We start from the raw sequence: 24,784 nt of genomic DNA, 5'->3' as shown, positions 1-24,784 counted from the left end.
AGGAAATTGGCCCCCGTTTACGCTGGTTTCTGGCGTGCCGCCATAGCGGTAGGCGGGCAGTAATGTTAAAAGTAGTGGTTTGTTGACTGTTCAATTAGGTCAATCACTGTTGGACGCGCATTGAGCGCAGGAATAGACGCGTTTTGAAGAAATCCACCGCAACACCGAATCCCTTGCCTGTGCCGCTTTGGCGCCAGCAGTTGCATTATCGCCTCAAGGAAGGCGCGCTAATCGCCATGGGGGCGCTGTGCCTGTATTTGTGGATGGCGCTGCTGACCTACGACCAGTCCGATCCGGGTTTCAGCCATACCAGCAACGTCGAACAGGTGCAGAATGCCGCCGGGCGTGCCGGTGCCTACTTCGCCGACGTGCTGTTCATGGTGCTCGGCTATTTCGCCTACATCTTTCCGCTGTTGCTGGCGATCAAGACCTGGCAGATCTTCCGTGAGCGTCATCAGCCCTGGCAGTGGAGCGGTTGGCTGTTCTCCTGGCGCTTGATTGGCCTGGTGTTTCTGGTGCTGTCGGGCGCGGCCCTGGCGCATATTCACTTCCATTCAGCGGCCAGTCTGCCTGCTTCTGCTGGCGGCGCATTGGGTGAAAGCCTGGGCGATCTGGCCAAAAACGCCCTGAACGTACAGGGCAGCACCCTGATGTTCATTGCCCTGTTCCTGTTCGGCCTGACGGTGTTTACCGATCTGTCGTGGTTCAAGGTCATGGATGTCACCGGCAAGATCACCCTCGACTTGTTTGAGCTGTTCCAGGGCGCTGCCAACCGTTGGTGGGCTGCGCGCAACGAGCGCAAGCGCCTGGTGGCACAGTTGCGTGAAGTCGATGAACAGGTTCAGGACGTGGTGGCCCCGGTGGTGCCGGATCGCCGCGAACAGGCAAAAGCCAAGGAGCGCATCATCGAGCGCGACCAGGCCCTGACTAAACATGTGGCCGAACGCGCGCAACAACCGGCGCCAGTGATCATGCCGGCACCTGCCAAGGCGCCCGAGCCGAGCAAACGCGTGCAGAAGGAAAAACAGGCACCGCTGTTTGTCGATAGCGCCATTGAAGGCACCTTGCCGTCGATCTCGATCCTTGATCCTGCCGAGAAGAAACAGGTCAATTATTCGCCTGAGTCCCTGGCCGGTGTCGGCCACCTGCTGGAGATCAAGCTCAAGGAATTCGGTGTTGAAGTCTCGGTGGACTCCATTCACCCAGGCCCGGTGATTACCCGTTACGAAATTCAGCCCGCGGCCGGTGTGAAAGTCAGCCGTATCGCCAACCTGGCCAAAGACCTGGCGCGCTCGCTGGCCGTGACCAGTGTGCGGGTGGTTGAAGTGATTCCGGGCAAAACCACTGTTGGTATCGAGATTCCCAACGAAGACCGCCAGATTGTGCGCTTCTCCGAAGTGCTGTCGTCGCCGCAATACGATGAAGCCAAGTCGCCGGTCACCATGGCGTTGGGGCACGATATCGGTGGCAAGCCGGTCATCACCGACCTCGCCAAGATGCCGCACTTGCTGGTAGCGGGTACCACCGGTTCCGGTAAGTCGGTGGGTGTGAACGCCATGATCCTGTCGATCCTGTTCAAGTCGGGCCCGGAAGACGCCAAGCTGATCATGATCGACCCGAAAATGCTTGAGCTGTCGATCTACGAAGGCATTCCGCACCTGCTGTGCCCGGTCGTCACCGACATGAAAGATGCCGCCAACGCCCTGCGTTGGAGCGTGGCCGAGATGGAGCGCCGTTATAAACTGATGGCTGCCATGGGCGTACGTAACCTGGCTGGCTTCAACCGCAAGATCAAAGACGCCGAAGAGGCGGGTGAGCCGATCTACGACCCGATGTTCAAGCGCGAAAGCATGGACGACGTGCCGCCGCTGCTGAAAACCTTGCCGACTATCGTGGTGGTGGTCGATGAGTTCGCCGACATGATGATGATCGTCGGCAAAAAGGTCGAAGAGCTGATCGCCCGGATCGCCCAGAAAGCGCGGGCGGCTGGTATCCACCTGATTCTCGCGACTCAGCGGCCGTCGGTGGACGTGATCACCGGCCTGATCAAGGCCAACATCCCGACCCGGATGGCGTTCCAGGTGTCGAGCAAGATCGACTCGCGGACCATTATCGACCAGGGCGGTGCCGAGCAACTGCTCGGTCATGGTGACATGCTCTACATGCCGCCGGGCACCAGCCTGCCGATTCGTGTCCACGGTGCCTTTGTGTCTGACGACGAAGTCCACCGTGTGGTCGAGGCGTGGAAGCTGCGCGGCGCACCGGACTACAACGACGACATCCTCAATGGCGTCGAAGAAGCCGGTAGCGGTTTTGACGGTGGCGGCGGTGGTGGTGACGGCGACGATGCCGAAACTGACGCGCTGTACGATGAAGCCGTACAATTCGTGCTGGAAAGCCGCCGTGCGTCCATCTCCGCTGTACAGCGCAAGCTGAAGATCGGCTACAACCGTGCTGCGCGGATGATCGAAGCGATGGAAATGGCCGGTGTGGTCACCGCCATGAACACCAACGGCTCGCGCGAAGTCATCGCCCCCGGGCCGTCCCGCGATTGATGAATCACCTGGCCTGTGACCCAAGCGGTCACAGGCCCTTTCTTACTGCAACGAGGATTGCCATGCGCCTGATTCGCATGATGTTGGTTTCCGCTTTGGCCGTGTCCAGCGCTTCGGTATTTGCCGGTGAGCAGGATGTGGCGCGCCTGACCCAGTTGCTGGAAAAGTCCAAGACGATCGAGGCACGCTTCTCGCAATTGACCCTGGATGCCAGTGGCACCAGCCTGCAGGAAACCGCAGGGCAGATGGCGGTGCAGCGTCCGGGGCTGTTCTACTGGCACACGGATGCACCGCAGGAGCAAGTGGTGGTGTCTGACGGCAAGACGGTCACCCTGTGGGACCCGGACCTGGAGCAGGCAACTATCAAGAAGCTCGACCAGCGCCTGACCGAAACGCCAGCGCTGCTGCTTTCCGGTGATGTATCGAAGATCAGCCAGAGCTTTGATATTGCCTCCAAAGAGCAGGGCGATGTCGTGGACTTCACCCTCAAGCCGAAAACCAAAGACACGTTGTTCGACTCCTTGCGTCTATCGTTCCGTAAAGGCTTGGTCAACGATATGCAACTGATCGACAGTGTCGGCCAGCGCACCAACATCCTGTTCACCGCGGTCAAGGCCAACGAGCCAGTTCCGGCGAGCAAATTCAAGTTCGATATCCCGAAAGGCGCTGACGTCATTTCGGAGTAACACGAGGTAGTAGCGCCGTCCATGGACCTGTTTCGTAGTGAGCCTGTAGCCCAGCCATTGGCCGCGCGTTTGCGCCCGGCCAATCTGGACGAGTATGTCGGCCAGGAGCACCTGCTGGCGCGTGGCAAGCCGCTGCGCGAAGCACTGGAACAGGGCGCGCTGCACTCGATGATTTTCTGGGGCCCGCCTGGGGTCGGCAAGACCACCCTGGCGCGCTTGCTGGCGCAGTTTTGTGATGCGCATTTCGAGACCGTCTCGGCGGTGCTCGCCGGGGTCAAGGAAATTCGCCAGGCGGTGGAAATCGCCAAGCAGCAGGCTGGCCAGTACGGCCGCCGCACCATCCTGTTCGTTGATGAAGTGCACCGCTTCAACAAGTCCCAGCAAGACGCCTTTCTGCCGTATGTAGAAGACGGCACGCTGATTTTCATCGGTGCGACCACCGAGAACCCGTCGTTCGAACTGAACAACGCCTTGCTGTCGCGCGCGCGGGTCTATGTGCTCAAGAGCCTGGATGAACCGGCACTGCGCAAGCTGGTGCAGCGAGCGCTGACCGAAGAGCGCGGCCTGGGCAAACGACAGCTGAGCCTGGGTGATGAAGCCTTCAGCATGCTCATGGCCGCTGCTGACGGCGATGGCCGACGCATGCTCAACCTGCTGGAAAACGCCTCGGACCTTGCCGAAGATGGCAGCGAAATCGGTGTCGAGCTGCTGCAAAGCCTGCTCGGTGACAGCCGCCGTCGCTTCGACAAAGGTGGTGAAGCGTTTTACGACCAGATCTCGGCGCTGCACAAATCGGTGCGCGGCTCCAATCCCGACGGCGCCCTGTACTGGTTTGCACGCATGCTTGATGGCGGCTGCGATCCCTTGTACATCGCCCGGCGCGTAGTGCGTATGGCCAGCGAAGACATCGGCAACGCCGACCCGCGGGCCCTGAGCCTGTGCCTGGCAGCCTGGGATGTGCAAGAGCGCCTGGGCAGCCCTGAAGGTGAGTTGGCCGTGGCCCAGGCCATTACGTACCTGGCTTGTGCGCCGAAGAGCAATGCGGTGTACATGGGCTTCAAGGCCGCTTTGCGCGAGGCCGGTGAGCACGGCTCGCTGGAAGTACCACTGCATTTGCGCAACGCACCGACCAAGCTGATGAAGCAATTGGGCTATGGCGACGAGTACCGCTATGCCCATGACGAGCCCGATGCTTACGCTGCTGGTGAAGATTACTTCCCTGACGCACTGGAGCCGCGCCATTACTATCAACCGGTGCCTCGCGGCCTGGAACTGAAGATCGGCGAAAACCTGGCTGAACTCGACCGCAACAGCCCGCGGCAGCGGAGAAAACCATGATTGCAGTGATCGCTGCGGTTAGCGCAGGCGGTATTGCCGGGACGCTATTGCGCTTTGCCACCGCCAATTGGGTCAATGCCCACTGGCCACGCCACTTCTATCTCGGTACGCTGGCGGTCAATCTGATTGGCTGCTTGCTGATCGGCGTACTTTACGGGCTGTTTTTGCATCGCCCGCTGGTGCCGGTCGAGCTGCGTGCGGGCCTGATCGTCGGGTTTCTCGGCGGTCTGACAACCTTTTCATCTTTTTCACTGGATACCGTGCGCCTGCTTGAAAGCGGGCAGGCGCCGCTGGCCTTCGGTTATGCCGGAATCAGCGTATTCGGCGGGCTGCTCGCAACCTGGGCTGGCCTGTCTTTGACCAAATTCTGAACCAACGAGAGAACGACATGCTCGATTCCAAACTGTTACGCGGCCAACTTCAGGAAGTGGCGGACCGCCTGGCCTCCCGTGGCTTCAGCCTGGATGTCGCGCGCATCGAGGCACTGGAAGAACGCCGCAAGGTGGTGCAGACCCGCACTGAACAACTGCAGGCCGAGCGTAACGCCCGTTCCAAGTCCATCGGCCAGGCTAAAGCCCGCGGTGAAGACATCGCCCCGCTGATGGCCGATGTAGAGCGTATGGCCAATGAGCTGGCCAGCGGCAAAACCGAGCTGGATACCATTCAGGCCGAACTGGACGCCATTGTGCTGGGCATTCCCAACCTGCCGGACGAAAGCGTACCGGTCGGTGCCGATGAAGATCACAACGTCGAAGTACGCCGTTGGGGCACGCCTCGCGCGTTCGACTTCGAAATCAAAGACCACGTGGCCCTGGGTGAGTTGAGCGGCGGCCTGGATTTCGAAACCGCAGCCAAGCTGTCGGGTGCCCGTTTTGCCCTGTTGCGCGGCCCGATCGCACGCCTGCACCGTGCCCTGGCGCAGTTCATGATCAACCTGCACACCAGCGAGCACGGCTACGAAGAAGCCTACACCCCGTACCTGGTGCAAGCCCCGGCGCTGCAAGGTACCGGCCAGTTGCCGAAGTTCGAGGAAGATCTGTTCAAGATCAGCCGCGAAGGTGAAGCTGACTTCTACCTGATCCCGACGGCCGAAGTGTCGCTGACCAATATCGTGGCCGGCGAAATCATCGATGCCAAACAGCTGCCGATCAAGTTCGTTGCGCACACCCCATGCTTCCGCAGCGAGGCTGGTGCTTCCGGGCGTGATACCCGTGGCATGATCCGTCAGCATCAGTTCGACAAGGTCGAGATGGTACAGATCGTTGAGCCAAGCAAGTCGATGGAAGCGCTGGAAGGCCTGACTGCCAACGCCGAGCGCGTGCTGCAGGCACTGGAGCTGCCGTACCGTGTACTGGCTCTGTGCACCGGCGACATGGGCTTCAGCGCGGTCAAAACCTACGACCTGGAAGTCTGGGTGCCGAGCCAGGACAAATACCGTGAAATCTCCTCGTGCTCGAACTGTGGTGACTTCCAGGCGCGCCGCATGCAGGCGCGCTGGCGCAACCCGGAAACCGGCAAACCAGAACTGGTGCACACCCTGAACGGTTCTGGCCTGGCCGTGGGCCGTACCCTGGTCGCGGTGCTGGAGAACTACCAGCAGGCTGATGGTTCGATCCGTGTGCCGGAGGTGTTGAAGCCTTACATGGGTGGCCTGGAGGTCATCGGCTAAATGGAATTCCTGCCGCTGTTCCACAAACTGCGTGGCAGCCGTGTGCTGGTTGTCGGTGGGGGCGAAATTGCCTTGCGCAAATCGCGCCTGCTGGCCGATGCCGGTGCGGTGCTGCGGGTGGTTGCACCCGAGATCGAAGCGCAACTGGCCGAACTCGTTCGGCACAGCGGTGGTGAAATCCTCAGTCGTGGTTATCAGACGGGCGATCTAGACGGTTGCCAGCTGATTATTGCAGCCACCGACGATCAGGCGCTCAATGCCCAGGTTTCAGCTGATGCCCGTCAGCGCTGCGTGCCAGTCAATGTCGTGGATGCGCCAGCTTTGTGCTCGGTGATTTTCCCGGCCATTGTCGACCGCTCGCCTTTGGTGGTCGCGGTGTCCAGCGGCGGCGATGCGCCGGTGCTGGCGCGCTTGATCCGGGCCAAGCTGGAAACCTGGATTCCCGCTGCCTATGGCGAGTTGGCTGGGCTGGGTGCGCGTTTTCGCGACAAGGTCAAAGCACTCTATCCGGACGTCAATCAGCGCCGTGGCTTCTGGGAAGATGTTTTCCAGGGCCCAATCGCCGAGCGGCAATTGGCCGGGCAGGGCGCTGAAGCCGAGCGTTTGCTGCAAGCCAAGATCGACGGCGCCAGTTATCAGCCGCCCGGTGAGGTGTACCTGGTAGGCGCAGGCCCGGGCGATCCCGACTTGCTGACCTTCCGCGCCTTGCGCCTGATGCAACAGGCCGACGTGGTGCTTTATGACCGCCTCGTTGCCCCGGCGATCATCGAGCTGTGCCGCCGTGATGCCGAGCGTATATACGTTGGCAAGCGTCGTGCAGACCATGCCGTGCCTCAGGATCAGATCAACCAGTTGCTGGTGAAGCTGGCGCGCCAAGGCAAGCGTGTGCTGCGGCTCAAGGGCGGTGATCCGTTCATCTTCGGCCGTGGTGGTGAAGAGATCGAAGAGCTGGCCGAGCAGGGCATTCCGTTCCAAGTGGTGCCGGGCATTACGGCGGCCAGTGGTTGCTCGGCCTATGCCGGGATTCCGCTGACTCACCGTGATTACGCGCAGTCGGTGCGCTTTGTCACCGGCCACCTCAAGGACGGTACCAGCAACTTGCCGTGGGACGACCTGGTGGCACCGGCGCAAACCCTGGTGTTCTACATGGGCCTGGTTGGCCTGCCGACCATCTGTGCCGAACTGATTCGCCACGGCCGTGCTGCTGATACGCCAGCGGCGTTGGTGCAGCAGGGTACAACGCCGAACCAGCGGGTGTTCACCGGCACCTTGGCCGACTTGCCAGCACTGGTAGCTGAGCACGAAGTTCACGCACCGACCTTGGTGATCGTGGGTGAAGTGGTTCAGTTGCGCGAAAAGCTGGCCTGGTTTGAAGGTTCTCAGGGCTGAATAGCCATCGCGGGGCAAGCCCGCTCCTACGGTCGGTAGGAGCGGGCTTGCCCCGCGATTTATCCCCGCTTACCTGTTCCAAATCCCCCGCCCAGTCAACCGTTGCCGATCATGCGCCTGGGTAAAATCCTGCAACGGCCCCTTAGGCACAATCCCGTTCGGGTTGATGGTTTTGTGGCTCATGTAATAGTGCTTCTGGATGTGCTCGAAATTCACCGTCTCGGCCACCCCCGGCCACTGATACAGCTCTCTTAGCCAGTTAGACAGGTTGGGGTAGTCGGCCAGGCGTCGCAGGTTGCACTTGAAGTGCCCGTGGTACACCGCGTCGAAACGAACCAGGGTGGTGAACAAGCGCCAATCGGCCTCGGTCAGGTATTCCCCCGCCAGGTAGCGATGGGTGTCCAGGTGCTGCTCCAGGCAGTCCAGTTCGGCAAACACCTCATCAAAGGCCTGCTCGTAGGCCTGCTGTGAAGTAGCGAAACCTGCTCGGTACACACCGTTGTTGATGGCGGGGTAGATGCGCTGGTTGAGCGCGTCGATTTCGCCTCGAAGGGGTTCGGGGTAAAGATCCAGACGGTTGCCGGTCAAGTCATCGAAGGCATGGTTGAAGATCCGGATGATCTCTGCCGACTCGTTGTTGACGATGCGCTGTTGCTGTTTGTCCCACAGTACCGGAACGGTGACGCGCCCCGTGTAGTGAGGGTCATCGTGGGTGTAGCGCTGATGCAGAAAATCTACGTGGTCGACCTTGTCGCCGGTGGAGCCTTGGCTCTGGTCGAAGGTCCAGCCGTGTTCACCCATCAGCCAGCTCACCACCGACACATCGATCAAGTTCTCCAATCCCTTGAGCTTGCGAAAGATCAGGGTGCGATGTGCCCACGGACAGGCCAGCGACACATACAGGTGGTAGCGCCCGGCTTCGGCTGCAGGCAATTGATTGCGGCGCTGCGAGGTTTCGCGCTGAAAAGAGCCGTCTTTGCTGCTTTGATACCACTGGTCATGCCAGCGTCCGTCGATCAACAGGCCCATGGTGAGCTCCTTGGCGATTCGTTCGAATATAGAACTCAGTGTACGAGCTTACGTTCGAGCGAATAGCGCAAAGTCTGCGCCTGTTTGATCGACTTTGTTGATCGGTCGCTTCAGGCCTGACGCTGATCCCAATAACGCTGTGCGGTCGCAAAAGCGTCGTCACGGGTGTGGCCCAGGCCGCGCAAGGCGAGGGCCATGCTCGCCACCACGGCCAGTTCGCCGTAACTGTCACGGGCTTTGCCATGCCATACATTCAGTAAATGCTCAGGCTCCAGGCTTGCCGGTTTGACATGGCGCTGGGCGGCCAGAGCCGGCCATTCTTCGTCCCAGTCAATGCCCTGCGCGGTGCCATACAGGTGACTGGTGGTGTCCGGGTTGATCTCGATCTCGCCGCCATCGCCCTTGACCACGATGGCAGTGTCACCCAGTAAGCGGCTGGCTTCGCGGTGTACGGCTTGATAGCCCGGATGGAAGATACTTTGCAGCCCACAGCGTGCGCCCAGTGGGTTGAGCACCCGGGCCAGGGAATGGATCGGCGAGCGCAGGCCGAGGGTGTTACGCAAATCGATCATGCGCTGCAGCTGCGGCGCCCAGTCTTGCAGTGGCGCGAATGCCAGTTGCTGCTCGTCCAGGGCTTGGGCGACGGCCTGCCAGTCGCGGCACAGGGGGGTCTGCAGTAGCGTCAGCAATTGCTCGGTGTACAAACGCCCGGCCGTGTGGGCACCACCGCCGTGCAGCAAGATACGGACACCGTTGGCGGCCAGGCACTTGGCCGCCAGCAAGAACCACGGCAGATGGCGTTTTTTGCCGGCGTAGCTGGGCCAGTCCAAGTCGACAGCGATTTTCGGTGCGTCCAGGCGTTGGCGCAGGGCTTCAGTGAACCCGGCCAACTCCTCAGGGCTTTCTTCCTTATGACGCAGCAGCATCAGGAAGGCACCCAGTTGGGTTTCTTCGACCTTGCCATCGAGCAGCATGCCCATAGCCTCGCGGGCTTCTTCGCGTGTCAGGCCGCGGGCGCCACGCTTGCCTTTGCCAAGGATGCGCACGAACTGGGCAAAGGGATGTTCGGCCGGGGTTTCAGTAAGCAGCGGGCGAGGGGTGGTCATATGCAATTGGTTGGCTTCGGCAGGCCCGCAAGTTTTGCGGCGAGTTTAGCGGGAGTGCCTTTGAACAGGCGGTTCAAGTGCATGCTGTTGCCCTTTTCCGGGCCCAGCTTCAGTGCGGTGTACTTGATCAGCGGGCGCGTGGCCGGCGACAGCTCGAACTCTTGATAGAAGGCGCGTAGCAGTGTCAGCACCTCCCAATGCTCGGCGGTCAGTTCCAGCTGTTCTTGAGCGGCCAGCGCCTGGGCTACGTCATCAGACCAGTCGGCCAGGTCGACCAGATAGCCGTCCTTGTCCAGGGCAATGGCGCGTTCACCTACGGTCAGGGTACTCATAGCCAACTGTTGACCTTGTCGTAGTTCAGCGACAGCGCAACAAAGGCCGGGTAGTCGATGGCCTGAAGGTTGTCGTCAACGTTGATGCCACGTGCTTGCAAGTCTTCTTCCAGCGCGAACAGACGGCCCTGCAAGTTGCTCGCCTGCAGATTGACCAGCGGCGCGCTCCCCGGTTGCAGGGCATACACCGCATCGCCGCAGAGCAACAAACCATCGTTACTGCCCAGCAGGCGCAGGCAGCTGCTCAGGCGATTGTCACCGAAGGGTGAGTGAGAAATTACATGCAAGGTGCTCATCAGAGGGTTACCACCTGGTCGAAACGGTCGATCAACACGGCCAGTGCGGCGTCATCCAGCGCCTGCACCGGCAAGCTCAGGGCAGCGTCGGCCAGGCCGCGTTCCTGCAAGCTGCTGCTGGCTACAAAGAGTTCTTCAACACCAAACATCGGCAGTGCCTGCAAGTTGGCGGCAAGGTTTTTCTGCTCCAACTGAGCAGGTTGCTGCCCGGGCGCGAGCTGAAACACCCCGTCATCGAGAAACAGCATGGCCAACGGCAGATCGAAGGCGCCACCGGCCAAGGCAATATCCAGCGCTTCGCGCGCCGATGGACCGGTCCAAGGCGCTTGACGGCTGATAATCAGCAACGACTTGGCCATCTCAATCACCTCCAAAGCAGATCAAACGGTCGGCGATTTGGGCACCTTCATGCAACTGCCCCAGGCCCGACAACTCCCAAGGCGCAGGCAAGTTCACCGCCGGACGTTGATAGCGCTGAGCTTCCTCGGCATTGAGCACGCCGCGGCGCAATGCAGCAGCAATGCACACCACCGCATCGAGTTGATGCTCACTGATAAACGAGCGCCACTGGGCCGCGACATCCAGCTCATCCTGCGGGGTGACGACGTTGGCAGAAGCGCTGTGTACGCCGTCCTGATAGAAGAACAGCCGGACAATGTCATGCCCGCTGGCCAGCGCAGCCTGAGCAAACTTCAAGGCGCGGCGCGAGGAGGGGGCGTGGGCTGGGGAAAAAACCGCAATGGCGAACTTCATGGAAGGCTCATTCAGCAAAACTGTGCCAATCATAAAGCAAATCGTAGGAGCGGGCTTGCCCCGCGAAAGCCCGCTCCCCGCTAAATCAAGCCTTCTCTTTATGCTCCGGCAAGAACCAGTTCAGCACCAGCGCACAGATGCCCCCGGTCGCCACACCCGACTCCAGCACGTTACGCAGCGCCGACGGCATATGCGCCAGAAACTCCGGAACCTGCGCCACGCCCAGGCCCAGCGCCAGCGACACGGCAATAATCAGCAGCGCACGACGGTCCAGGCTGATGCTGGCGAGAATATTGATACCCGAAGCGGCAACCGCACCGAACATCACCATCGCCGCACCACCCAGCACCGGCTCCGGCACGGCCTGGATCACACCGGCAACGCTTGGGAACAGGCCAAGAATCACCAGCATTACCGCAATCCACACACCAATATGGCGGCTGGCGATGCCGGTCAGCTGAATCACACCGTTGTTCTGGGCAAAGATCGAACTCGGGAAGGTGTTGAACACACCCGCCAGCAGCGAGTTGGCACCGTTCACCAGCACACCGCCCTTGATTCGCTGCATCCACAGCGGGCCTTCGACCGGCTGGCGCGACACCTTACTGGTAGCGGTAACATCACCAATGGCTTCCAGCGAGGTCACCAGGTAAATCACCAGCATCGGAATGAACAGCGCCCAGGAAAAGCCCAGGCCAAAATGCAGTGGCATCGGCACTTGGAACAGCTCGGCTTCGTGCATGCCAGTGAAATCCAGACGCCCCAGATAGCCCGCCAAGGCGTAGCCCACGGCCAGCGCAATGACAATCGCGCAACTGCGCATCCACACCACCGGAATACGGTTAAGCACCACAATAATTGCCAGCACCACACCCGACAGCAGCAGGTTTTCGCCATTGGCAAAGGTGCCGTTGCTCATTGCAGCAAAACCACCGCCCATGCTGATAAGGCCGACTTTGATCAAGGTCAGGCCGATCATCAGCACCACGATACCGGTAACCAATGGCGTGATCAGGCGCTTAACGAACGGCAAAATCCGCGAAATACCCATTTCCACGAACGAACCGGCAATCACCACACCGAAAATCGCCGCCATCACCGCTTCCACCGGCGTGCCTTGCTTGACCATCAACGCACCACCGGCGATCAACGGCCCGACAAAGTTGAAACTGGTGCCTTGCACAATCAGCAGCCCGGCACCGAACGGGCCAAAGCGGCGGCACTGCACAAAGGTAGCGATACCGGAAATCACCAACGACATCGACACAATCAGGTTAGTGTCCCGCGCCGAAACCCCCAATGCCTGACAAATCAACAGGCCCGGCGTCACGATCGGCACGATAATCGCCAACAAATGCTGCAATGCTGCCAGCATCGCGATCAGCGGCCGCGGCCGGTCTTCAAGGCCGAGGACCAGTTCATTGGCCTGCGCGGGTGCGCCGGGTCCTTGCTCGATTGAACTCATGGGAGTGCTGCCCCGGAAGAAAAAAGGAGCGCATTCTACGTGCAATCACCGGCCAAGTGTACCGGCTCGGTAGGAGCGGGTTTGCCCCGCGAAGCGATATAACTGAAAGACCGCAACTGAGCCAAGCCCACTCAATCGCAATTTCACGGCCCCTTTAGGCGGGGTGTATCGAAACGTCGAACCGCCGCAAAGCAAACTCCGCAGGGTACGGCACGTGTTTCTCCCATATTCGCGGCGATTCGCCCAGTCGATAAACCCGCCCACCGAACGAAAACTGTTGCTCCCTTATACCTAACCCACAAAAAAGCCCGCCGAAGCGGGCTTTCTCACACACTAACCAAGCTCAAGATCAGTCATCCCGACCCATCAAGCCAAACAGTTGCAGCAGGCTGACGAACAGGTTGTAGATCGACACATACAGGCTGATAGTGGCCATGATGTAGTTACGCTCACCACCGTGAATGATCGCGCTGGTCTGGAACAGAATGCAGACCGACGAGAACAGCACGAAGCCAGCGCTAATAGCCAGCTGCAGGCCGCTGATCTGGAAGAACAGACTAGCCAGCACCGCGCCCATCAGAACAAAGAAACCGGCAGTGATAAAACCACCGAGGAAGCTCATGTCCTTACGGGTGATCAACACATAAGCCGACAGACCACCAAACACCAGCGCCGTCATGGCAAAGGCCGAGCTCACCACCTCAGCGCCACCGGCCATGCCCAGGTAACGGTTGAGGATAGGGCCGAGGATAAAGCCCATGAAGCCGGTGAGTGCGAAAGTGGAAACCAGGCCCCAGGCCGAGTCACGCAGCTTGTTGGTGAGGAAGAAAAGACCATAGAAACCGATCAGCACCACGAAAATGTTCGGGTAACCGACGCGCATTTGTTGAGCCACAAAGGCCATAAGGCCACTGAAGGCGAGGGTAATAGCCAGCAGACCGTACGTATTGCGCAGGACTTTGCTGACCTCCTGCTGCTCGACCTGCGAGCCGTGATTGACGGCGTAATCCTGTTCGCGCATGGCGACACTCCTGTGGGTTTGAAACGTTCAGATGCAAAGATCATAACAGAGCCATGCAAACCAGCTACACACAGAGTTTGACAGCTTGTTTCATTTCGGTATTATGGCGCCCGCAATACGAGGAAGCGTGGCCGAGTGGTTTAAGGCAACGGTCTTGAAAACCGTCGATGGGCAACTATCCTAGAGTTCGAATCTCTACGCTTCCGCCATATAAGGTCTTGTTTTTAAAGGGTTTTCTCAACGTAACGACTCCAAATGGGAGCGTTTTGGGAACACTTTGGGAATACAGACGCAAAGAAGGGGCCCCTTGAGGCCCCTTTTTTATTGTTTTCAGGTCAACCTGAGCGCCTGATTCAACAACCCCACCACATCCGGGCCGTCTTTGCTGATCCACTTCGCGTAGTGCTTGAAAATCATCGCGGTGGACGTGTGCCCCATCTGATCTGCAATCCACTCTGGCGTGGCTATCCCACTACTCAGCATCTGGCTGGCGAATGTGTGACGGCAGGTATTCGGTCCTCTCTGGCGCACACCCGCGTTTTTCAGATGATGAATCCACCAACCGTGGCGCAAGGCGTCCGAAGTCCGGTATGGCTCACCGGTGGCTGAGTTGTGAAACACAAACCGTACGCGCTGCACTTTCTTCGTCCGGTTATCCCGGTCGGTGATCTCGATCTGTTCAGGCTTCAGATGCATGGTGAACCTTGCTTGCGCTTGCAGTGCACGCAGTGCCGGTGCCAGTAGTTTCACCTGGCGTGTCGATCGACGCGTCTTGGTCACCTTGTAATGCCCGCTGACCCGAGCGCGGCGAAACAATGCGATACCAGCGTCCAGGTCCACATCCTCCCAGGCCAATGCCATCGCCTCGCTTACACGCGGTCCGCTCCAGATCATGAACTCAGTCAGATTGATTTCCTGCTGTCGATCAGTTTCGGTACCGAGGATGGCCTCGATCTCTTCTCGGCTGAATGGATCAGGATCATCGGCGTCGGGGAGGGTGATAGTGATTCCGTCTGTGGGATCGTGAGCACTACGGTTGCGAGTGCGGTACAGACGGAAAATCTGCCGCAGGTGGCTGACAATCTCGCGTACCGATTTGTTGTGTAGCTTGGGCATGAGGGTGTTCTGCACCCAATCCTGGATATCCAGGTGGTCGATGCTGTCGGCCTGCAGGTGACCCCAGCGCGGACGAATGTGCTTTTCCGCCCTGCTTCGGTACATAACGAAGCCGCTTGTGGCCATTTGGTTTCGTTTGATATCGAGCCAGATATCAATGAAGTGACCCAAGCTGTTGGTCTTTACCCTGGGGGAATCGGGGAAATGGCGGGCATAGTTGAACGTGCCGGCCTGAATTTCGTAATTGATGATGCCGACCAGACGTTCAGCGTTGGCCACGCTTGCGGCTGACGCATCGCCGGGGAGCGTTTCCCGGCACAGTTCACCCTGGTAACGGAAATACACGCGGACATGGTTGCCGCGTACCTCAACGCCATCTGCCATTGAATTGCACTCAAAACAAAGAAACGGCCCAGTGTATGGGCCGTTGTTAGAAGGTGGCCTACTGGTAGGCCTAGAAGATCGTGACGTCAGTTCTTGGTGGCAAGGTGCTTCGTGCCTGGGTGTGAGAAGCACGAATAGCCATAGGGCAATGTGCTTCTTTGCTGCTGGAGGGCATTGGGGATGAGGCCTAGTTTCGCAGCCAGCGCTTCAGCCGCCTGCTCTGGGCCAGTGGTGCAGCTGGCCGTCGGTTTGTGGTCCAAGGCTCTGGCAATGTAGGTGCCGGTGGTTTGTCGGACGATGATGATGCATTCAGCGGACATAGCGGCGACCTCCCAGCGCGCGCTTGGCTTCAACGTTGGCCATGTAGGTTGCCCATTCAATTGACTTTCGTTGTTGGCGAATCTGACTGCAGCGCTGGTGCTTGCGAGTTGAGCGAGCTTTGCCGCAGACGTCGCAGATGCTCGGCAGGTCCAGTTGTGAGGAAGCCAGACGGGGGCGAGTCGTAGGCGATGTGTTAGCCTGTGCCGCGCTGACCTTGGGGGTTTGTACTTGCATGGTGCTTCTCCTTGGGGTTGGTCAGGTGCTGGGGAGTTGCCGCTCCTCAGCACCTTCTTTTACCGGCCTGGCCGGTGTCAGCTGAGGCGGTACTGCTTGCCGTCCTCGATCACGTAGAAATCCACATCTCGCAAGCGGTACAGGCCACCTGGTCCGCCGTGGACGAAGAAGTCGTCGTAGGGTGGTTTGCCGACCACAACTGGGAACAACTTGTCGGTCTGATGGGCGTATTCGCTGCTTTTCTTGATCAGGGCATACAACTGTTGCCCGATCGGGCGGCAACCGTCTGGGCCGTGTGCAGCCTCAAAGCCGAGCCAGGCGTTGCGTGTTTCCAGGTTCTGAAACTCGCCGGTCCCTCGTGACAGGTCGTAGCCGCGTGGCTTGGCCCAGTCTTCGAAGGCGAACAGCAGTTCCAGATTCTCAGCGGGTTGATCTTTCATCGTGCTTCTCCTCGCAAGATCAACGGAGCAGGGTGGTCAGCAAGTCGGGGAAGGCGTAGCCAACCGCGATCAACAGGGCCAGCGTCAGTCCGCTAGCTGCCAGCGTGGATAGCGATTCGTGTCGAGTGGGGTGGTACAGCTCGTCATGGTCTTCATTGCGCATGGTGCTTCTCCTACGGATTGATACCTGGGCGTTGCCGCGCCCTGGTGGGTTAGCTGGCCTTGAAGGTCCAGCACTTCACTGTGGTGCTGCGCTGATTCGCAGCGTTGTTTCGATTGTTAAAGGCAGCACGCACGGCGCTGTCGACCGCACGATTGGCGTCGACGAATGGCCGCGACCGGCTGTTGCGCAGCAGGCTGCGCAAGGTGGAGGCGTCGGCCAGCTTTTGTTTGTGCTCGGCGGCGCGCTCGCAGAAGTCGTTGAGGTTGATGGCGATCAGGTCGTCTTTCTTGCTGTGGTTGACCACGGCGTCATCACTGAGGGACTCCAGGTACTCGTACACCTCCCAGAACTCGGCGACTTCCTTCGGATCAGCATTCACGTCGTGCTGTCGGGCGATGGCCATGCAGGTCAGCTCGCGCAGTACGCCGTCATGCTGGCGATCGGTCATAGGTACGAGAGTTCGCAGGGCATCGACCAGAGCCATCATCTGTGCGTGGTTTTTGATGATCCGTTCGATGCGGATCTCCCGCATTTCGCGTAGGGCCTGCTCGTGCACCTTCACCTGGGCGCGGAAGGTCTCCATGATTTTCTGGTCGGCCTTCGCAGCCATGAGCAGGAAGTGGCTGACTTCGCTGGCCTGCAGGTGGTTCAGGTTGTCGGCTGCGGCTCGGCTGTCGCTTGTGACGTCAGGTCGAACAAAGTGAAGTTTGACGATGCGAGTGAGGATCGCCTCGGATGCCGCTACGGTGGCGTTCTGGCTGAACACCAGGCTCGCCCGGAAGGGTGGCGCGTTGGTGTCATTACCGCCGTTCTTCACGCCGGTCAGGCCCAGGCCACGACCGTTGTACAGCGGCTTAAACTGGTCGAAGTCGAAGGACTTCGCCGCCCCTGTCTCGGTATCGCTGCGGTCAGCCTCAAGCATCACATTTGGCATGTTCGAGGTTTGGCTCAGCCAGCGGCGCAGGCCTGCCTTGGTCATCTTGACCGGGTCGTCTCCTTCTTCGTCCGGACGACCCAAGAGCTTCCACAGGAACATCAACAACGTAGACTTACCGGCGCCGGCCTCGCCGGTCACCTCTAGGAACGGGAAGGACTGGAACTCAGCACGGATCTGCTCGGCGAACAGCGAGCCGAACCAGAAGGCGAGGGCGATCACGCCTTGGGTGTTGAAGCACGTCCACAACCACTTGAACCATTCGTCTCGGTACCCCGAGGCATCTGGGTTGAGCTCCATCTTGATGGACTTCTGAAGGGTCTTGAGGCGCAGGCCCTTGAACTCGAAGTAATCCTCCGCGTTGGCCTTTTCCAGAATGCCGCCGCGCACGGCCAGGTCACCGAACACGTAGCAACCGTGCTCTTTGCTGTAGCCGACGTAATCGATGGTCTTCACGGTTTTCAGGCCGAACAGCTGGTTTTGCATGATGCGATCGAGCTGAGAACCGGAACCGGTGAACACGGCACCTGCCGCCATGCCGAGCAAGCGCTTCTTGAATTCGCTGGCCGCTGCGACTTGACCACCGGTGAAGGTGTTCAGGACGCTGGGTTCGTCATGGGGGAAGTCAACACGGAAGTAGTACCAGGACTCGTCCGTCACTTCATTGCGCTGGAAGTACAGCGCCTGCGGGTTGCAGTTGGCGATTTCAATCACCATCCCGCACTGGCGCATGGCCTTGTCGCGGAGCTGGCGATCGTTCAGCAGCGCATTTTCTTGGCTGTCGGAGTCTTTCAGCTGTTGGGTAGTCTTTGTCAGTTTCTCCGTGTCCATCTTGAACCAGTAGAGACGGTTCTCGAATGAGAAGTGAAATTCATAGCGCTCACGCCAGTCGTACATCAACACGCCTTTCTCCGCTGCAGACTCTGCCAACAGCAGGCTGCCGTGGTAGCGCGCTTCGCGGATATCGCGCTCGACCTGGTCCAGTCGCTTGACGGAATCGTCGACGAACGCCCAACGTTGATGCAGATCGTTCCAGTCAACCTTGCGGCCACGCTGTGGAATCTGTGCAGCTTCGCAGCTGTAGCCGAGTTCGCGCGCCATGGCCGCATGCTTGCGGGTGAAGCGATGGGCGCCGGGCTCGTTGTCCAGCCCCCACACCAGCGTGGGCAGCTTTTTCCCCGCATCGGTGCGTTGCTTGGCCAGGGTCTTGAGCGATTCAAAAGGGAATGCCCCGGAGCTCATCGCTGCTACCGCATCAAGGCCGTTGTGCAATAAAGCAATGGCGTCGAAGATGCCCTCAACGATCCACAGCTCCTGCACCTCCAGCAGGTCTACGGATGGCGGGCACCACCAATAGCCTTTCGGGGATTGGCCCGGAGCGAATCGGGCTTTCTTCTTGCCGAACCGGTGCGGCTGGTCAATCAGTCGCTCCCAAAACCCACCTTTCTCCAGGGCAAACCGAACGGTCGCGCTGCCGATGTTCAGCTCGCGATCCCAGTAGTGCTCCTGGGTGTACCAACCTTTGACCAACCCCAGGTCGAAGCCGCGGGCGAACTGCAGGTAGGCGTCAGCCGAAGCGCGGGGGGCTTCCTGCGTGGTCGGGTAGCGCTTGCTGTAATCGTCGAACAGGTCATCGAACAGCTCTTTGACGTGCCACTGCTCGCCACACTTGCTCTCGCGGCCGCACTTGATAAACCAGGGCTCATCCTGCCGTGAGTAAAGTTCTTTCTTACCGCAACTGGGGCAGGTGCCTTGGCGCAGATACTGCGTGCCGGTCCTGGGCTTCAGTCCGTATTGGTCCTGCAGGCGGCGCAACACTTCACTGCGCAACTGCTGCTCCATTGGCTTGATGTTCACTTGGCACGCTCCGTTGCAAATTCATCGAGCTGCTTTTTCAGCTCGCTGCGGGTACGGCAGATGCCAGCAAGGTGGGGCAAGTCCAGCAATACCTGGGGCCCGCGTTGGCCGCTGGGTACATGCCGGTACCGGTCGGAGTACCAAACTTCAGCCATGGTGTTGTCGTATTGGCTGTTCAGCCAACGCAGGTATTGCTTTGCCTGTTGCTCATCGAGCTTCAATTGGATGGTGATGTTGCTCATTTCGGCCACCAGTGGAGTGCAGTTTCCCCTTACCCACGCGGAACGGGGCATCGGGAAGGAGTTGGTTCGGGTTTACTTCGAGGTGTCGCGGTGGTGCTGCAGGCGCCGAGGTAGGTAGCGCGCGGGAACCTGGTGCCGTTTTTGGGTGGCGGTATCCAGCAGGATCAGTCGTGCCCTGAAGATCCCGCTGGTGGGACACACGCCCAACAGCCGTAAGCGCCCGGTGGTCTTGCTTTCGAACTCGGCAACTGCCAACTCGGCAATGCGCTGCACCAGGTGATCAGGAACCTCAAGCGACTGGCAGAGGTAATGGGTGCAGTTTTCCAGCACCTGATGGTCGCCGGCGAGATGCAGTCCTTCCCGGCGGAACAAGAAGGCCACGGCAGCCTGCTGCATTGCAGCGCGGTAGTCGGTCTCGGGGTTCACGGTCAGCGCTATGGCGTTCATGCGATGGCTACCTCCATGTCCAGTTGGTCCAGCAAATCGGGTTGATCGTCGGCGGACTTCATCGCCTGACGACGCATCACTGTAGGGGCAATCGGCAAACGCACAGCCGGGTTGGCCATGCCGCTTGGGCTCATTTCGTGGGTCATTTCGAACTGGGCGCGTACCGACCAGCCGCAGGCTTCGTTGGTGCATTGCAGGTAGGCCACGCGCAGGAAGATGTGTGTGCCTTCGCTGGTACGAATGCGCATACGCTGGCTGCAGTGAGGGCAAACGAGCTTGTAGGTGCTCACTGTTCACCCCCTTCACTGTGCAGTTGGATGGTGGCGATCACCTCGGCGTGGCGAGCAGCTTGGTAGCGGCTGTGAGCTTGCAGGATGGCTTTAGCCTCGTCCTTTTCTATGACGCCATCGGAAAGGGCCTTTTCGATGATCTGGTCGACAACGCCACGTTTGGCGGCGGTGTTCACCGAACGGGTATACAGCTCGACGTTATCCAGAGTTTCAGGTGCCACCAGCGGCACGTACATGCCGCCGTAGAGGTTGGCAATGAACTCTGGAAGAAACGTTGTGTCGGCATCGCGCTCCAGCAGGTGAATCTGGTCGTAGCTCAGCGGGCGGCTGCCAGCGTTCTCGTAAACATGGTTGTCGAACCGCTTGAGCTCGTAGCCGAGGCGGGTGGCGGCACATTCACGGCCACCTGGAAAGGCGCAGACTACGGCACTGACCACCTGGCGTAGGGTTTCTAGAACTGGGCGCTTCATGTTCTGGTTTTCCTCCATGAGCCAGGGGGTTAGTTTTCGGCTTCGCCGTCTTTAATGCCGAGTAGTACCGCTGCCCGATGGGATTCCCCTCGAAGGCATTTTTTCTGCCCGTTGAGGACCGCGTACACAGTGGAGGGGGAGAGGTCGTGCTTTTCGGCCCACTCTTTTGCTGAAATTCCTTGTAGCGCAAGGCGAGCCCGAGCTTCCTGACATGCTTGCTCGGTGGGGTATGTGTTCGGCATAGTCTCGATTCGTGTGATTTCGTGTGAACGCATGGCGATATTGGTCCCATAAATAGGGAATGTCAACGCCAAGGGTACAACTTTTATGACCATAGGCGAGCGCCTGAAGGAAGAACGCCAGCTAATCGGCTTAAACCAGACCGATATGGCGGGGCAGTGTGGGGTGACCAAAAACACGCAGCTGGCATATGAAAAGGGTGAGCGAAGCCCGGATGCGAACTACCTGGCTGCTGCTGCAGAGAAGGGGGTGGACGTGTTGTACGTGGTCACCGGTGAACGGCGGCCACAACGGGTCGATAGCATTACTGCTGATGAAGCGGATTTTCTTGAGTTTTATCGGCTGGTCTCAGAAAGCGACAAGAACGTGCTGAGTCGTACTGCCTATGCGTTGGCAAAGGCAGCAGGGCCGAAATGGATGAAATAAATAGTTTTGAGGGGCTGGTGGCACATGGACGTGTGCTGACAATGCGGAACTCCCGGTCGTCTTGTTGGTGCCGTCGGCACCAGGCGACCGCTTCATGGAAACGGAGTGCGCAAGATGGAAAACCTTACCCAATTGGAGCGCGATTTCATCAACCTGCTGCGTCGGCTGAGTAATCAGCAGCAGCAAGATTTGATGCGCATCATGGAGGCGTTCAAGCAGTTGCCAGAGTAAGGATGACAAGTAAAAACCCCGGTTACCTACCGGGGTTTTTTACTAATTGGAAAATACTGATAGAAACCTGGGGAATGAAATGGCTGAGGCTGCCAAGGAAAAATTTTCGATATCCTACGATGCTGAGTCGGGGGACTATAAGAACCACGAAATAGACGCGCTTGTTCTTAGTCGCTCTATTCAAGGTGTCTATGACATGGTTGCTGAGGCTAATGCACTGATAAATAAAGGTGCAGAGGTTAAGCTGAAAGTCACCGCGCCGGCGAAAGAAGGCTCTGTCATAATTGAATATCTCCTGTTGGCAAGCTCTCCTCAAGCCTTGGCAGTATTGAAATACTTGGGTTTCACTGCTGCAGGTACGGCAATAGCCGGTGGGTCTTTGGTCGAAGTGGTAAAAAAGCTAAGGAATCGACGGGTTGCTAATGTTGTCATTGAAGCGGACTCTGAGATAGCCAAAATTGAAGTAGATGGCGAGATCGTCGAGTGCGATAAAAATGTCGCTAGATTGGCTGTAGACAAAAAAGTCCGAGATGCTCTTCATAATGTCATCCAAGCTCCGATTGCGGGGCGTGAGGGGGCTAAGTTTAAAGTTTTGGACGAGAAAGATGATTCGGTGTTGGAAATAGATGAAGAGGTAGCGCATGACTATTCTCCGCTTCCCCGTAAATCTCTAGAAAGTGAAGAGGTTACTAAGGAGGCTAAGACGGCCTACTTTGTTCAGGTTAACTTTGAGTCGAATAATGGCTGGCGTGTAAAGTTGGCTGATGGCACTGAGCATGCAGTGACTTTGGCTGACGAAAAATTTATGGATAAGGTTAACCAGAATCAGCAGACTTTCTCTAAGGAAGATTTGTTTGAGGTGGTTATTGAAACCAAAGCTATTTATAGGCAGACTAGGTCGACATATAACTACACAGTGCTTGAAGTTACTAAGCACTTTGCCGATAAAGGGCGGAGACTTGTGTGAGGTGCGCTCATGAGTGTGGATGCTACGTTTGTTGAGGCGCTTTTTTATCTGTCTCTAATAATATTGGCTCCTGTTCTTTACAAGTTGTCTCGCGTTTTGACCAGGTACCTTCTTAATCGCTACGTGTCAGACGCTGAGATAGTCGTCACGTATAAGCGAGGTGGTGTTGTTGTAAGTGTAGAAAAGATAAAAACTACAGGCTATGTGGTTGATCAACTTAAAAGCCTGCAAGGAGGTGCTTGATGGCTGAAGGTCAGAAAATAGCACCTCAGAGTTTGCAAGCTTCGATAACCGCAGGTCTTGGTACTTTTGCTACGGCCAGTTGCATGAAATTTATACCGCCTGCAGACGCTCAGTACTGGGTTGGTGCAGCTACATTAATTGTTCCAGTAATTGGCTATTTCATAGCAAAGTGGTTTTCAGCAATTGATGAGCCAGAAGGCCTCACTCAGTACAAGGCACGACTTAATAAAGATCTCGTTCATCAGAAAAAAATTCTGGAGGACAAGCATATTCCGGAGGAAATCAAGGAAGGTATTCGCGAAAAATACACGAATACTATGTTAAAGCTTGCAACGGCGAATCAAGACTTTACCCAACAGGGCCTGGTCTTAGAGGAGTGACATAGTATCAAGTAAGGGCGCCAAGATGGCGCCCTTTTAATTTGTGCTCGCTAGACTACGGCCAGCTTTGGTGGCTTGCAGATGCTTCCATTCCCGATCCACCGCACGCTGCGCACTGCCCTTGCCGGCGTAGAGATGGGGAAGCCGCTTCGCATTGGTTTGAGCTCCTGCCGTGACCGGCTTTTGCTTGCCGTCTTTTTCATCACGGTAAGTCGCGGTGACGCCCGTGTACTCGACACTCTTCTCGACCAGATCTTCAACACCGTCCTGGTCAGGCAGCTTGGATTCCAGATCCAGGCTGGTGGTGAAACTGTCAGGGGTGAAGCTGTGACGCAGATTGCCGCCTAACCAGATGATGGCGTCGATTTCGGTCTTGACCCCAAAGAGGCTGTAGGTCTGATCGGGGGTAAGCTCCGGCCGGCCTTTGGCCAGGCTGTAACTCAGCGTCGCAGTACCGCGCTGCAGACGTTTCCACTCTGCCCGGGCGGCCTGCAATGCGCTGGCTTGATCGGTGTAGCTGTGGCGCAACTCCTTGAAGTTGTCACCGGCGCCGGCAATCGCTTCCTTTTTCTCAGCACTGTTGACCTCGTAGTAGTACGCCTTTACGCCGGTGTAGCTATCGCGGTCAGCCTGCAGAAACCGGTGTTGGTCGCCGTCAGTCCTGGTCAGTACCACGTGTGGTAGAGCCGAACCGCTGGCAGTGGTGCTGTTGCCCGCCGGCATGAACAGTAGTCGGCCAGCCTTCACGGCTGATATCGCGTCGTACTCCTGACCCAGGCGAGTCAGCAGGTTGGCGTCGCTTTCATTGGCCTGGTCGAGATGCAGCAGTTCGATGGCAGCGAGTAGTGGACTGATCACCGGTGCCAGGCCGTGGGCGGCAGCAATGGCACCAATCACTGTGCCCAGGGCGGTGCTGCTCCAGCTACGTTCCCGCTTGGTTTTGAGGCCGCCGCGCAGATCCGCACTGCGGGCACGAATGCTGAGGGTGTCCGGGGCGCCGCTGTGCTCGGTCTCGTCAACGGTGAAGCTGCCCTTGTCGACCAGACCGGTGTCGCTCCAACCCAGCCACAGCCGAACGGTGGCACCGCGTGGCGGGATGGCCAGCAGGCCGTCATGGTCGCTGAGGTTGATGTCGAGCTGGTCGGCTTCCATGCCGCGGTTGTCGGTCAGCTCGATGCTGATCAGGCGTTTCTCGATCGAGTGGGTGATGTCCTGGCCATTGACCATCACACGGCAGATGGGTTGCGGGTAGGCCGTTGCCTTGCGGTACCGGCTGGCGGTGTCCTGGAGCAGATCTCCCGCTTGCTCCAGGAGACTCACAGCACACCTCGCAGCAGGCCACCGACGGCACCCGTCAGGATACCCAGTTGGTCAACACGTCCGTCATCAATCCGGGTCAGCTTGAGGGTGAACTCGATCCGGCGGGCGGCGCCGTCGCGGAAAAACAGGGTACGTGTGTCACTGAGCGATTCGATCACCCACAGCCCGTAGATCTTCCCGGTGCCTTCCACCAAAGGCCATGCCTTGCCCATGTCGGCCATCATCCGCAGGGTGTCGAGGCTGAGCGGACTACCGGCCAGGGCGGGCAGCAGCACGCCGGGAAGGGTGATGCTGTCATCGCCACGGCCCAGAAACTGACGTGCCGGGTTGGTGCCGATACGTGAGGTGCTGCCGTGGCGCCAGTCGGTCTGGCGTTGAAACTCCTGGTACGCGAGGGTTTCCAGGCTGAACACGAACATGCCGAGGGCCAGCATCATGGC

Annotated in this window: 29 protein-coding genes and 1 tRNA gene; 10 read left to right on the top strand and 20 right to left on the bottom strand. The window is 58.6% G+C overall.

All coding sequences use genetic code 11. The features are described from left to right. Positions 1-119: 119 nt before the first annotated feature. The 6 genes from ftsK to cysG all read left to right on the top strand — a co-directional run bounded on the left by ftsK (position 120) and on the right by cysG (position 7,637). Positions 120-2,555 (top strand): DNA translocase FtsK, encoded by a 2,436-nt coding sequence (ftsK, locus tag E1573_RS01845; protein ID WP_371925120.1) that lies wholly within the window; start codon positions 120-122, stop codon positions 2,553-2,555. Positions 2,556-2,617: 62 nt separating this feature from the next. Next, on the top strand, positions 2,618-3,241 hold the full coding sequence (gene lolA, locus E1573_RS01840) for an outer membrane lipoprotein chaperone LolA (RefSeq protein ID WP_133210079.1): 624 nt from the start codon (positions 2,618-2,620) through the stop codon (positions 3,239-3,241). 21 nt (positions 3,242-3,262) lie between these two features. After that, entirely contained in the window at positions 3,263-4,579 is a 1,317-nt protein-coding gene (locus tag E1573_RS01835; protein ID WP_133210077.1) for a replication-associated recombination protein A, read from the top strand. Then, entirely contained in the window at positions 4,576-4,950 is a 375-nt protein-coding gene (gene crcB, locus E1573_RS01830; protein WP_133210075.1) for a fluoride efflux transporter CrcB, read from the top strand. Before E1573_RS01835 ends, crcB begins: the two co-directional genes overlap by 4 nt. 17 nt (positions 4,951-4,967) lie before the next feature. Next, positions 4,968-6,248: a serine--tRNA ligase gene (gene serS, locus E1573_RS01825; RefSeq protein WP_133210073.1), complete on the top strand. Its 1,281-nt coding sequence runs from the start codon at positions 4,968-4,970 to the stop codon at positions 6,246-6,248. Next, positions 6,249-7,637 (top strand): siroheme synthase CysG, encoded by a 1,389-nt coding sequence (gene cysG, locus E1573_RS01820; protein WP_133210071.1) that lies wholly within the window; start codon positions 6,249-6,251, stop codon positions 7,635-7,637. It begins immediately after the preceding gene. A 69-nt stretch (positions 7,638-7,706) separates the two neighbouring features. On the opposite strand, the gene E1573_RS01815 is transcribed toward cysG, so the two are convergent. The 8 genes from E1573_RS01815 to E1573_RS01780 form a co-directional block, all read right to left on the bottom strand. Next, positions 7,707-8,666: a glutathione S-transferase family protein gene (locus tag E1573_RS01815; protein WP_133210069.1), complete on the bottom strand. Its 960-nt coding sequence runs from the start codon at positions 8,664-8,666 to the stop codon at positions 7,707-7,709. 110 nt (positions 8,667-8,776) lie between these two features. Further along, positions 8,777-9,772: a glycosyl transferase family protein gene (locus E1573_RS01810; protein WP_133210067.1), complete on the bottom strand. Its 996-nt coding sequence runs from the start codon at positions 9,770-9,772 to the stop codon at positions 8,777-8,779. Beyond that, entirely contained in the window at positions 9,769-10,104 is a 336-nt protein-coding gene (locus tag E1573_RS01805; protein ID WP_133210065.1) for a TusE/DsrC/DsvC family sulfur relay protein, read from the bottom strand. The genes E1573_RS01810 and E1573_RS01805 overlap by 4 nt, the downstream gene beginning before the upstream one ends. After that, a complete protein-coding gene (gene tusB / locus E1573_RS01800) occupies positions 10,101-10,400 on the bottom strand; it encodes a sulfurtransferase complex subunit TusB (RefSeq protein ID WP_133210063.1) in 300 nt (99 codons plus the stop codon). The genes E1573_RS01805 and tusB overlap by 4 nt, the downstream gene beginning before the upstream one ends. Continuing rightward, positions 10,400-10,759, bottom strand: coding sequence for a sulfurtransferase complex subunit TusC (gene tusC / locus E1573_RS01795; protein ID WP_133210061.1), 360 nt, complete (start codon positions 10,757-10,759; stop codon positions 10,400-10,402). The genes tusB and tusC overlap by 1 nt, the downstream gene beginning before the upstream one ends. 1 nt (position 10,760) lies before the next feature. Continuing rightward, positions 10,761-11,153, bottom strand: coding sequence for a sulfurtransferase complex subunit TusD (gene tusD, locus E1573_RS01790; RefSeq protein ID WP_133210059.1), 393 nt, complete (start codon positions 11,151-11,153; stop codon positions 10,761-10,763). Positions 11,154-11,238: 85 nt separating this feature from the next. Continuing rightward, positions 11,239-12,618, bottom strand: coding sequence for a nucleobase:cation symporter-2 family protein (locus tag E1573_RS01785; RefSeq protein WP_133210057.1), 1,380 nt, complete (start codon positions 12,616-12,618; stop codon positions 11,239-11,241). Between the two features lie 349 nt (positions 12,619-12,967). Continuing rightward, positions 12,968-13,639 (bottom strand): Bax inhibitor-1/YccA family protein, encoded by a 672-nt coding sequence (locus E1573_RS01780; protein WP_133210055.1) that lies wholly within the window; start codon positions 13,637-13,639, stop codon positions 12,968-12,970. Between the two features lie 121 nt (positions 13,640-13,760). Between E1573_RS01780 and E1573_RS01775 the strand changes: the two genes are divergently transcribed. Next, positions 13,761-13,848, top strand: a tRNA-Ser gene (locus tag E1573_RS01775). Positions 13,849-13,969: 121 nt separating this feature from the next. Here the strand turns inward: E1573_RS01775 and E1573_RS01770 are convergent. The 10 genes from E1573_RS01770 to E1573_RS01730 form a co-directional block, all read right to left on the bottom strand. Then, positions 13,970-15,139 (bottom strand): Arm DNA-binding domain-containing protein, encoded by a 1,170-nt coding sequence (locus tag E1573_RS01770; protein ID WP_133210053.1) that lies wholly within the window; start codon positions 15,137-15,139, stop codon positions 13,970-13,972. A 309-nt stretch (positions 15,140-15,448) separates the two neighbouring features. Next, positions 15,449-15,694, bottom strand: coding sequence for a hypothetical protein (locus E1573_RS01765; protein ID WP_133210051.1), 246 nt, complete (start codon positions 15,692-15,694; stop codon positions 15,449-15,451). Between the two features lie 77 nt (positions 15,695-15,771). Next, positions 15,772-16,134, bottom strand: a complete 363-nt coding sequence (locus tag E1573_RS01760) for a hypothetical protein (protein ID WP_133210049.1) — start codon at positions 16,132-16,134, stop codon at positions 15,772-15,774. A gap of 19 nt (positions 16,135-16,153) precedes the next feature. Beyond that, the gene (locus E1573_RS26680) at positions 16,154-16,297 is read right to left on the bottom strand and encodes a hypothetical protein (protein WP_165957279.1); all 144 of its coding nucleotides are present in this window, start codon (positions 16,295-16,297) and stop codon (positions 16,154-16,156) included. A gap of 49 nt (positions 16,298-16,346) precedes the next feature. Then, positions 16,347-19,073, bottom strand: a complete 2,727-nt coding sequence (locus E1573_RS01755) for a toprim domain-containing protein (RefSeq protein ID WP_133210264.1) — start codon at positions 19,071-19,073, stop codon at positions 16,347-16,349. Between the two features lie 11 nt (positions 19,074-19,084). Continuing rightward, complete coding sequence (locus E1573_RS01750) at positions 19,085-19,330, bottom strand: hypothetical protein (protein WP_133210047.1); 246 nt, start codon at positions 19,328-19,330, stop codon at positions 19,085-19,087. A gap of 72 nt (positions 19,331-19,402) precedes the next feature. Then, complete coding sequence (locus tag E1573_RS01745) at positions 19,403-19,777, bottom strand: hypothetical protein (protein WP_133210045.1); 375 nt, start codon at positions 19,775-19,777, stop codon at positions 19,403-19,405. Next, positions 19,774-20,067, bottom strand: coding sequence for an ogr/Delta-like zinc finger family protein (locus E1573_RS01740; RefSeq protein WP_133210043.1), 294 nt, complete (start codon positions 20,065-20,067; stop codon positions 19,774-19,776). The genes E1573_RS01745 and E1573_RS01740 overlap by 4 nt, the downstream gene beginning before the upstream one ends. Next, positions 20,064-20,537: a YmfL family putative regulatory protein gene (locus E1573_RS01735; RefSeq protein ID WP_133210041.1), complete on the bottom strand. Its 474-nt coding sequence runs from the start codon at positions 20,535-20,537 to the stop codon at positions 20,064-20,066. The genes E1573_RS01740 and E1573_RS01735 overlap by 4 nt, the downstream gene beginning before the upstream one ends. A 29-nt stretch (positions 20,538-20,566) precedes the next feature. Further along, complete coding sequence (locus E1573_RS01730) at positions 20,567-20,779, bottom strand: DNA-binding protein (protein WP_133210262.1); 213 nt, start codon at positions 20,777-20,779, stop codon at positions 20,567-20,569. Between the two features lie 85 nt (positions 20,780-20,864). On the opposite strand from E1573_RS01730, the gene E1573_RS01725 reads away from it, so the two are divergent. From E1573_RS01725 to E1573_RS01715, 3 genes are all read left to right on the top strand, one after another. Further along, positions 20,865-21,203 carry a helix-turn-helix domain-containing protein gene (locus E1573_RS01725; RefSeq protein WP_133210039.1) on the top strand — a complete coding sequence of 113 codons (339 nt, stop codon included), beginning with the start codon at positions 20,865-20,867 and terminating at the stop codon, positions 21,201-21,203. A 310-nt stretch (positions 21,204-21,513) separates the two neighbouring features. Further along, positions 21,514-22,401 carry a hypothetical protein gene (locus E1573_RS01720; RefSeq protein WP_133210037.1) on the top strand — a complete coding sequence of 296 codons (888 nt, stop codon included), beginning with the start codon at positions 21,514-21,516 and terminating at the stop codon, positions 22,399-22,401. Positions 22,402-22,643: 242 nt separating this feature from the next. After that, a complete protein-coding gene (locus E1573_RS01715) occupies positions 22,644-23,024 on the top strand; it encodes a hypothetical protein (protein WP_133210035.1) in 381 nt (126 codons plus the stop codon). Positions 23,025-23,060: 36 nt separating this feature from the next. Here E1573_RS01715 and E1573_RS01710 read toward each other — a convergent pair whose 3' ends face one another. Together E1573_RS01710 and E1573_RS01705 are read right to left on the bottom strand one after the other, a co-directional pair. After that, positions 23,061-24,344 carry a phage late control D family protein gene (locus E1573_RS01710; RefSeq protein ID WP_177494556.1) on the bottom strand — a complete coding sequence of 428 codons (1,284 nt, stop codon included), beginning with the start codon at positions 24,342-24,344 and terminating at the stop codon, positions 23,061-23,063. Beyond that, entirely contained in the window at positions 24,341-24,781 is a 441-nt protein-coding gene (locus E1573_RS01705) for a phage tail protein (protein ID WP_133210033.1), read from the bottom strand. Before E1573_RS01705 ends, E1573_RS01710 begins: the two co-directional genes overlap by 4 nt. Positions 24,782-24,784: the final 3 nt, after the last annotated feature.

The sequence above is a fragment of the Pseudomonas sp. H9 genome (assembly GCF_004353925.1).
Taxonomy (GTDB): Bacteria; Pseudomonadota; Gammaproteobacteria; order Pseudomonadales; family Pseudomonadaceae; genus Aquipseudomonas.
The sequence above is the reverse complement of the archived record's forward strand: the minus strand, read 5'-3'. Positions and strand labels throughout refer to the sequence as shown.

What these genes read in the sequence shown, in the direction of transcription:
- lolA (WP_133210079.1), top strand. Translation starts at nt 2,618, where the DNA reads ATGCGCCTGATTCGCATGATGTTGGTTTCCGCTTTGGCCGTGTCCAGC.
- E1573_RS01835 (WP_133210077.1), top strand. Translation starts at nt 3,263, where the DNA reads ATGGACCTGTTTCGTAGTGAGCCTGTAGCCCAGCCATTGGCCGCGCGT.
- crcB (WP_133210075.1), top strand. Translation starts at nt 4,576, where the DNA reads ATGATTGCAGTGATCGCTGCGGTTAGCGCAGGCGGTATTGCCGGGACG.
- serS (WP_133210073.1), top strand. Translation starts at nt 4,968, where the DNA reads ATGCTCGATTCCAAACTGTTACGCGGCCAACTTCAGGAAGTGGCGGAC.
- cysG (WP_133210071.1), top strand. Translation starts at nt 6,249, where the DNA reads ATGGAATTCCTGCCGCTGTTCCACAAACTGCGTGGCAGCCGTGTGCTG.
- E1573_RS01815 (WP_133210069.1), bottom strand. Translation starts at nt 8,666, where the DNA reads ATGGGCCTGTTGATCGACGGACGCTGGCATGACCAGTGGTATCAAAGC.
- E1573_RS01810 (WP_133210067.1), bottom strand. Translation starts at nt 9,772, where the DNA reads ATGACCACCCCTCGCCCGCTGCTTACTGAAACCCCGGCCGAACATCCC.
- E1573_RS01805 (WP_133210065.1), bottom strand. Translation starts at nt 10,104, where the DNA reads ATGAGTACCCTGACCGTAGGTGAACGCGCCATTGCCCTGGACAAGGAC.
- tusB (WP_133210063.1), bottom strand. Translation starts at nt 10,400, where the DNA reads ATGAGCACCTTGCATGTAATTTCTCACTCACCCTTCGGTGACAATCGC.
- tusC (WP_133210061.1), bottom strand. Translation starts at nt 10,759, where the DNA reads ATGGCCAAGTCGTTGCTGATTATCAGCCGTCAAGCGCCTTGGACCGGT.
- tusD (WP_133210059.1), bottom strand. Translation starts at nt 11,153, where the DNA reads ATGAAGTTCGCCATTGCGGTTTTTTCCCCAGCCCACGCCCCCTCCTCG.
- E1573_RS01785 (WP_133210057.1), bottom strand. Translation starts at nt 12,618, where the DNA reads ATGAGTTCAATCGAGCAAGGACCCGGCGCACCCGCGCAGGCCAATGAA.
- E1573_RS01780 (WP_133210055.1), bottom strand. Translation starts at nt 13,639, where the DNA reads ATGCGCGAACAGGATTACGCCGTCAATCACGGCTCGCAGGTCGAGCAG.
- E1573_RS01770 (WP_133210053.1), bottom strand. Translation starts at nt 15,139, where the DNA reads ATGGCAGATGGCGTTGAGGTACGCGGCAACCATGTCCGCGTGTATTTC.
- E1573_RS01765 (WP_133210051.1), bottom strand. Translation starts at nt 15,694, where the DNA reads ATGCAAGTACAAACCCCCAAGGTCAGCGCGGCACAGGCTAACACATCG.
- E1573_RS01760 (WP_133210049.1), bottom strand. Translation starts at nt 16,134, where the DNA reads ATGAAAGATCAACCCGCTGAGAATCTGGAACTGCTGTTCGCCTTCGAA.
- E1573_RS26680 (WP_165957279.1), bottom strand. Translation starts at nt 16,297, where the DNA reads ATGCGCAATGAAGACCATGACGAGCTGTACCACCCCACTCGACACGAA.
- E1573_RS01755 (WP_133210264.1), bottom strand. Translation starts at nt 19,073, where the DNA reads ATGGAGCAGCAGTTGCGCAGTGAAGTGTTGCGCCGCCTGCAGGACCAA.
- E1573_RS01750 (WP_133210047.1), bottom strand. Translation starts at nt 19,330, where the DNA reads ATGAGCAACATCACCATCCAATTGAAGCTCGATGAGCAACAGGCAAAG.
- E1573_RS01745 (WP_133210045.1), bottom strand. Translation starts at nt 19,777, where the DNA reads ATGAACGCCATAGCGCTGACCGTGAACCCCGAGACCGACTACCGCGCT.
- E1573_RS01735 (WP_133210041.1), bottom strand. Translation starts at nt 20,537, where the DNA reads ATGAAGCGCCCAGTTCTAGAAACCCTACGCCAGGTGGTCAGTGCCGTA.
- E1573_RS01730 (WP_133210262.1), bottom strand. Translation starts at nt 20,779, where the DNA reads ATGCCGAACACATACCCCACCGAGCAAGCATGTCAGGAAGCTCGGGCT.
- E1573_RS01725 (WP_133210039.1), top strand. Translation starts at nt 20,865, where the DNA reads ATGACCATAGGCGAGCGCCTGAAGGAAGAACGCCAGCTAATCGGCTTA.
- E1573_RS01720 (WP_133210037.1), top strand. Translation starts at nt 21,514, where the DNA reads ATGGCTGAGGCTGCCAAGGAAAAATTTTCGATATCCTACGATGCTGAG.
- E1573_RS01715 (WP_133210035.1), top strand. Translation starts at nt 22,644, where the DNA reads ATGGCTGAAGGTCAGAAAATAGCACCTCAGAGTTTGCAAGCTTCGATA.
- E1573_RS01705 (WP_133210033.1), bottom strand. Translation starts at nt 24,781, where the DNA reads ATGATGCTGGCCCTCGGCATGTTCGTGTTCAGCCTGGAAACCCTCGCG.